General features: G+C 64.4%; 4 protein-coding genes and 1 tRNA gene. 3 read left to right on the top strand and 2 right to left on the bottom strand.

All coding sequences use genetic code 11. The annotated features are described in order from the left end of the window. The first annotated feature begins 35 nt into the window (after nucleotides 1-35). A protein-coding gene (locus VE172_RS05335; protein ID WP_324798206.1) for an IS3 family transposase occupies nucleotides 36-1234 on the top strand; the annotation gives its coding sequence in 2 pieces (ribosomal slippage) (nucleotides 36-300 and nucleotides 300-1234; 1200 coding nt in all). Nucleotides 1235-2267: 1033 nt separating this feature from the next. Further along, nucleotides 2268-2924 carry a LysE family transporter gene (locus VE172_RS05330; RefSeq protein WP_324798203.1) on the top strand — a complete coding sequence of 219 codons (657 nt, stop codon included), beginning with the start codon at nucleotides 2268-2270 and terminating at the stop codon, nucleotides 2922-2924. A gap of 598 nt (nucleotides 2925-3522) precedes the next feature. Here the strand turns inward: VE172_RS05330 and VE172_RS05325 are convergent. Continuing rightward, a tRNA-Tyr gene (locus tag VE172_RS05325) sits at nucleotides 3523-3604 on the bottom strand. 155 nt (nucleotides 3605-3759) lie between these two features. Between VE172_RS05325 and VE172_RS05320 the strand changes: the two genes are divergently transcribed. Continuing rightward, nucleotides 3760-4251: a YajQ family cyclic di-GMP-binding protein gene (locus VE172_RS05320; protein WP_324798200.1), complete on the top strand. Its 492-nt coding sequence runs from the start codon at nucleotides 3760-3762 to the stop codon at nucleotides 4249-4251. A 32-nt stretch (nucleotides 4252-4283) separates the two neighbouring features. Here the strand turns inward: VE172_RS05320 and VE172_RS05315 are convergent, their stop codons facing one another. Further along, a complete protein-coding gene (locus tag VE172_RS05315; protein ID WP_324798195.1) occupies nucleotides 4284-5009 on the bottom strand; it encodes a site-specific integrase in 726 nt (241 codons plus the stop codon). Between the last annotated feature and the right edge of the window lie 313 nt (nucleotides 5010-5322).

The raw sequence follows: 5322 nt of genomic DNA, 5'->3' as shown, positions 1-5322 counted from the left end.
CCCTCTAAGATTGGGTCGTCTGGAAAGGAAGACGGTTGTCGCGAAATCGCAGGAGCTACTCTCCTGAGTTTAAGGAAGAGGCCGTTAAGGCGGTGATCGAGACGTCCCGTCCGATCGCCCAGGTGGCCAAGGAACTCGGAATCCATGAGGCGACTCTCGGAAACTGGGTGAACATCTATCGACGCGAGCATGCGGGTGATGAGCCGCCGCTGACCGTGAGCGAGCGCGCTCGGCTTCGCGAGCTCGAACGTGAAGCCCGAGAGCTCCGCATGGAGAACGAGTTCCTGAAAAAAGCCGCAGCGTACTTCGCCAAGGATCATCGGTGAGCGACAAGTTCGAGTTCATCGACGCAGAGTACGCAGCCACCTCCAGCGCGAACGACACCCAAGCGCCATCGATCGTGAAGATGTGCGCATGGCTTGAGGTATCCCGCTCTGGGTTCTATGAATGGCGAGACAGGCCTACGTCCATGACGGCGCAGCGCCGCGAGGAACTCGCGCTCTACGTGCAAAAGTCGTTCGATGATTCCGACGGCACCTACGGGTACCGGCGGGTGCACGCCGACCTGGCCGACTGGAGCATCGCGTGCGGACTGGAGCTGGTGCGGTCCATCATGCGTGAGCTGGGCTTGGAGCCCTGCCAGCCCAAGCCCTGGCGGCACTGCCTGACCGAGGCCGACGGCATGGCCGGCCCGATCCCGGACCTGGTGAATCGTGACTTCACCGCCGATGCTCCCGGGCAGAAGCTGGTGGGCGACATCACATATATCCCAACGTGGGAAGGGTGGATTTATCTGGCCACGGTGATCGACTGCCACACCAAGGCGGTGATCGGGTGGGCGATGGACAACAACTACAAAACACCGCTCATCGAGTCCGCCATCGAAATGGCGGCCCGTAACCATCGACTCGCCGAAGGTGCGGTCTTCCACTCCGACCGCGGAAGCAATTACACCTCTACCCAGTTCGCGAAGACGCTGAAGAGACTCAAGCTCCGTCAATCGGTCGGCCGCACCGGTATTTGTTACGACAACGCAATGGCTGAGTCCTTCTTCGCCGCGCTCAAGAACGAGCGAGTCCACCGCACGGAGTACCCGACCCGCGAGCATGCCCGTCGAGACATCACACGGTATATCGAATTGTGGTACAATTCTCGGCGTCGCCACTCGGGACTCGATTATCGGACCCCGCTACAGGCCCGCAACGAGTACGAGAACCGACAGCTCGCAGCGTGAATTAGCCGTTAAGTAGCTGTCCGGAAAGTCCGGGGCGGGCCACCGGCCTTTCGCATGTGCAGATCTTGAAGTTCGAGGCCGGACCGCCGAGGCCGTCGATACCGTCGTCGCCCAACTCCCCAAAGACTGGTTCCGCTGGCCCGGACGGCAGTGATCCCCCGGATTACGCGGCCCTGGCCTGGCCTTTCTGGTTAAGGAGCGGGTGACGGGAATCGAACCCGCACTACCAGCTTGGGAAGCGTCTGGTTCCGGGCCGTCATGGGCGCTGACGTGGGCTTCGACATGCCCGTGGGTGACCCCTATTGACCCCTGTTCACCGTGGCTAATGGCCCGCTAATGGCCCGACAGCCGAGGCCGCAGCCGGCGGGCGGGACCTTCTCCGTAGGTACCCAAACGATCTCCGGAGTCGTTCAGATCCGTCCGCATGCTCGGCCGACGTCCTCTCGCCTGTCCGAATCCGTACGGCTGCGCTCAAGATCGTTCATTCGGGTGGCTCCCACGGTGGCTCCCAGGAGCCACGACGGATCACCAGTTTAGAAGTCTTCGGGGCGCTCGCCTGCTGGCTGCTGCGGCGCAGGTCAAGGCTAAAGGCGGCATGATCGCTGAGTCCCCGTGAATCCCCGTCAGAGACCGCCCTGACGGGCACGCAGGGGGCACGGCCTTCGGCAAGTCATCCCCTGGTCAGTGATGCGCTCTGCGGGCCTGAGACGGTCTTAGCGGCGCTACGCCACAGCTCACCCGGCTTCCACCTCAACCACTGACAGACCTTGCGGCGCGTTGCGCAGTTGAGCCATCCCCGAGTCTGAGGCCCCCACCGGAGGCATCTGTAAAGGGTTCCCCGTGACGTGGTGTCGGCATACTCCTCCATGCGCAGCGACGGAGCCGGTAAACGTGTGGAGACGATCAGCCCCATAATTGAGTTGCATGGGCAATCTCGCTGCCCTCAGGATCTGCCCATGACCAAGATGACTGCCTCCCTGCCGTTGGCCCATACCGTCCGACCGGAGCGGGGCCAGCAGCAGTCCGGCCAATCATGGAGGTCGACTCTTCCGCAAGCGTGATCGCCGCTCTGGTCGCGGGGCTCATCGCCGGCTATGGCATCGCCATGCCGGTGGGAGCGGTCGCGACATACCTGGTGGCCCTCACCGCTCGGACGACCCTGCGGATCGGCGCCTTCGCCGCATTCGGTGTCGCGACCGCTGATGGCCTCTACGCGCTGATCGCCTCGCTGGCGGGCTCAGCGGTTACCCCTGTAATCCAGCCGATCATGCCGCCCCTGCGCTGGGCGTCGGCCCTGGTACTGATCGCACTGGCGGTCCGAGCCGCTGCCCGAGCGATCCGTCAGTACAGCAAGATCCAGACGACAACTCGGGCCAGCGAGGCACCGATCAGCCCGGTTCGGGCCTACCTGACGCTACTGGGACTCACCGTCATGAATCCCATCACCCTGATCTACTTCGCGGCGCTCGTGCTCGGCAGCCAGACCACGGCCGCACCGGATTACTTGGAGCAAGCGGTGTTCGTCCTTGCCGCCTTCGCTGCGTCCGCCAGCTGGCAACTGCTCTTGGCCAGCGGTGGTGCACTGCTCGGCCGAACGTTGACCGGCAGTCGCGGGCGGCTGGTCACGGCCGTGACCTCCAGCACCGTGATCTGCGCCCTCGCCCTACACCTGCTCATCACGGCTCACTGAGCGGCAGGGGCACGCCGGCACCAGGAGGGGCACTCTCCCTCTCCCCATCAGAACAGCCCACACCTACCTCTGCATGTGGAGGAATACGCCGACACGTGGGGAGCGGGGCTGCCGTCTGATGACCGTAGGCCACCCGTAGAGCGAGCGAATGCGAGTCTGCCAGCGGCCCCCCTGTGTCTGCTCCCTGCGGTGGCAGTGCGGGCCTAACGACGACGCTGCAGGGGACCTATGGCGGGGTGTTCGTACATTGGGCCGCCCGATCGGCACGGCCGGAGGGACCGGCGCCCACGCCGCACGCCCGTAGGGCGTGCCGGAGCGGGCGGCCTGCGGAGGCGCGGAGCGCCGCCGCCTTGATCCACTACAGCGGGATTCGGCAAAGGGCACCGGTGGCCCGAATCGCGGGCAAGCAGGAGGAGGCCAAGCGCCGCATCTTCGCCGCGACCGCACACACCATGGAGCCGTCTGACCCTCGTAGAACTTGGACGCGTATTTGCCGCAGACGCCCGTAGACGATCGCTCTGACTCGGACACAGCCGGACAGGAACGAAACAGCCCCTCACCGCTGTCACCGCTGGTGGGGGGCTGTTTGCGCTGGGTGTGGCGGGTCCAGGATTCGAACCTGGGTAGGCTAAGCCGACGGATTTACAGTCCGCTCCCATTGGCCACTCGGGCAACCCGCCGTCACGTCGTCGTAACGACGCTCAGAAGGATAGCGGACTCTGAACGCGAGGGTGACATCGGATTCCGGGGCGCGTACGGGGCTGCGGGTGGCCTCGTTCGGGTCGTGGTCTCACTACCCTGTTGAGATCGTCATTCTCTGTGAGGGCAGGCAAACGTGGCAGCTGAGAGCTCCTTCGACATCGTGTCCAAGCTCGACCGGCAGGAGGTGGACAACGCGCTCAACCAGGCGGGCAAGGAGATCGCTAACCGGTTCGACTTTCGGAACGTCGATGCTGGGATCAAGTGGGCCGGGGAGGCCATCGAGGTTCAGGCCAACAGCGAGGAGCGGGCCAACGCCGTTCTCGACGTGTTGAAGGACAAGCTCGTCAAGCGCGGTGTTTCGCTCAAGGCTATCGACGCCGGTGAGCCCAAGCCGTCCGGGAAGGTCTACAAGCTCACGGTGGCGCTCAAGGAGGGCATCTCCCAGGAGGACGCCAAGAAGATCGGCAAGATCATCAGGGATGAGGGGCCGAAGGGCGTTCGGGCGCAGATTCAAGGGGACGAGCTGCGGGTCAGTTCCAAGAAGAAGGACGAGCTGCAGACGGTGATCTCGCTGCTCAAGGGCAAGGACCTCGACGTCGCGCTGCAGTTCACGAACTACCGCTAGACGGTCACTGCATAGCGCGTCTACCTGCACTGTTACCCGTCTGACGCTTTCGGAGGGCACATCCGGGGCACATCCCCGAGAGCGCCATCCACGATCGCACGCGTCTTCTCGTGCGCCTCCGGCCACTCGCCGACGTAGGTGTCGAGCGTGATCGTGGGCGTGGCATGTCCCAGCGCAAGCTGCACGGCCTTCACGCTTGCACCGTTGTGAATGAGCAGCGTCGCGAAGTAGTGGCGGAGGCAGTGCAGGCCAACGCCCTTGGGGATGCCAGCCGCGTCTCGGGTCGGCGCCCAATACTGCGACCAGGTCGCGCAATGCATCGGATTGAGTGCGTTTGTCGTGAAGACGAGCTTCGCCTTACGTCGAGTCGGCCTCCGCGGATCGGTGTCGTCATCGACCTCGATCTCGATCTCGATCTCGACCGGAGGGTAAAGCTCGATGTGCCGCGCGAGCGCTGCGGCCGTTGCCTTGGGCAGCTCGACGGTGCGTGCAGAAGTCTTCGTCTTGGGTGGGGCCAAGTACGGCGAGCGGCCTGTGACGCTGACGAGTTGTTGGCTGACGTCGATCTCTCGGCGTAGGAAGTCGATCGAGTCGAGTTCAAGGCCGAAGATCTCTCCTGCGCGTAGACCGCAGCCGGCGCCGACGTACGGCACGGCAGCATGCCGGGCGGTGAGTGCCTCTCCAAGACGATGCACCTGGTCGGCGTGGGAATGTAGTGCTGGTGGTGCTCGATGTCGGGCAGGCGGACGCCGGTGCATGGTGAGACGCCGATGGCACGATCGATGACGGCGCTGGCGAACATTGCGGCGAGGTTGCCATAGGCGACGCTGAGTGTGGAGGGTGTGAGGACTTCAGACCGGTTCTTAACCCATGACCGGATGTGGGACGCACGGACCTTGGCCATGGGGTGATGCCCAAGGAGCGGGTCGATTGGCCGGCGTCTGCGTCGGTCTGCCCGTCGCGGGCTTCATCGTGGCTTGGCCCGTGCTGCGGGTCCTGTGGTGGTGGACCCCGGAGATCGCCACCGGCACCGGCCTGCTGGCCGGATGGGTCGAGCTGGCCACCCACACC

Origin of the sequence: Stackebrandtia sp. (assembly GCF_035643755.1) — a bacterium.
Lineage (GTDB): Bacteria > Actinomycetota > Actinomycetes > Mycobacteriales > Micromonosporaceae > Stackebrandtia.
The sequence above is the reverse complement of the archived record's forward strand: the minus strand, read 5'-3'. Positions and strand labels throughout refer to the sequence as shown.

Bases quoted from the DNA above. Each gene is read 5' to 3' on its own strand.
- VE172_RS05330 (WP_324798203.1), top strand. From the start codon at position 2,268: ATGGAGGTCGACTCTTCCGCAAGCGTGATCGCCGCTCTGGTCGCGGGG.
- VE172_RS05315 (WP_324798195.1), bottom strand. From the start codon at position 5,009: ATGCACCGGCGTCCGCCTGCCCGACATCGAGCACCACCAGCACTACAT.